Origin of the sequence: Maribacter sp. TH_r10 (assembly GCF_033101095.1) — a bacterium.
GTDB classification, from domain to species: domain Bacteria; phylum Bacteroidota; class Bacteroidia; order Flavobacteriales; family Flavobacteriaceae; genus Maribacter_A; species Maribacter_A luteus.
The window spans coordinates 1-1597 of record NZ_JAWMPY010000022.1 but is presented as its reverse complement, the minus strand read 5'-3'; the positions used below and the strand labels follow the sequence as shown (position 1 = coordinate 1597).

Annotated in this window: 2 protein-coding genes; both read right to left on the bottom strand. The window is 29.4% G+C overall.

What is annotated here, in order from left to right; translation table 11 throughout:
• Window positions 1–21 precede the first annotated feature (21 nt).
• The gene (locus tag R3X28_RS19140; RefSeq protein WP_317666481.1) at window positions 22–921 is read right to left on the bottom strand and encodes a YwqG family protein; all 900 of its coding nucleotides are present in this window, start codon (window positions 919–921) and stop codon (window positions 22–24) included.
• Between the two features lie 183 nt (window positions 922–1104).
• A partial coding sequence (locus R3X28_RS19135; protein WP_317666479.1) for a hypothetical protein occupies window positions 1105–1597 on the bottom strand: 493 nt, incomplete at its 5' end.

Sequence of the window (1597 nt, the reverse complement as noted above, 5' to 3'; positions counted from 1 at the left end):
CACGATGTTGTACGCAGTATTTTATGTCATTTGAAACGACATTTTAATATCATTAAAGTTCTTTTTCTCTAAATCAGTTTTTGATATTCCGAAATAATAAGTTCCACTTCCACCATATTTAGATAAATCAGTATTTGGGTCGTCACAATCTAATTGTAAGAGTAATTCATAAGTTTTTGACAACTCTAATATATCATTCCAACGTTTTTTATGTTCAGAACTTTCGGCTAGATAAAGACCTAATTCTTTTGAGGAAAATTCATAAACTACACTTGATTGGATTGACCTGTCGTATCCAAGAATTTGATGCATTTTATTTGAATCTTTGTAAAGCTCTTCAATTAGATATTCATCTGTTGGTTGATAAAAATAAAAGTAAAAATCATCATATTTTTTTTCAAACTCGAATAGTTTATAATTCTCGTCGTCTGGTATTGTGTAAAATTGAAAATACTCGATTTCCGCTGTTTTGAATGTCTGATTTTCTTCAAGGTCATTTGGGAATTCAGTTCGGATTATATTTTCAGTTTCGCTGAATATAAATTTATATGGTTGATTTATACCATTAAATTCTTTCCAGTCTTGGTCAAGATTTAAAAAGACGTAAAAGAAACCTTTTTTCGGCAAGATGTTTTCTTTGTCAAATTTTGTTAATTCAGACAAATTATATTGAGCACAAAATAACATTGATTTATTGTCTGATTTAGGCCATTCAAAGTCTTTTGGTAAATCAGGTTTTCCACCAATTTTTGATTTTCCAACTTTTAAGTTTTTATCATCACTCGATTTAGTCTGAATTCCAACAGTTGGTCTAATCATTTTGATTAGTTTTTCCTTGTCGGATTTTTCAATTTCGATTTCTTCTGAATTCCGAATGAATGACTTTATTTTCTCTAAATTATTCTTTTTAAAACTAAACATTTATTTCAGCGTAATGTTTTTGGGATATTGCGTACAACGTTTAAGTATAAGAATAGTTGCGGGTTTGTGTGCGAGGATTTTCCGAAGGAAAATCAGACGTTATAAACACGCAAAGACCTTTGATTAAGCACTAAGCCGCAATTATTTTTATACGGTGTTAGCAAATCGTTTTTTATTCTTTCGTTAATTTAGAGTTTTAATTCCGTTTTTATATTCAGTCAGACATTTTTCTCCTAAATCTACTTCTGGATTATATGTCGTATTTCCTTCTGTTCTCGGTTTTTCCACATAAATTAATTCCAATGTTTCTAAATCCACCAAAATTGTATATCCATAATTTACACTCTTATCAGAAATGGAAAAATTCAAATAATATGGCATAATCTCTTTCGAGTGATACCAAGAAGCGGATAAATGTAGTTTAGGGTTTTTATGTTCCTCAAAGTAATAATTCAGGCATTTTGGAAAAACAACTTCCTTGTCATTTATCCTCAATATTTTTTTATTCAAGTCAAATTTCGCAGGACTAAATTCTTTCGGCAAACCAATTATATTTCCATTTTTATCAACTTGTAATGGTGTGTCTTGATGCATTACATCCGAATTGGTCAAAAATAGAAATGATATTAAAATCAATAGTGTTTTCATTCGTAACGATTGGGTTTTTAAATGTTTG

Coding starts and splice junctions, on each gene's coding strand:
- R3X28_RS19140 (WP_317666481.1), bottom strand. CDS start 921: ATGTTTAGTTTTAAAAAGAATAATTTAGAGAAAATAAAGTCATTCATT.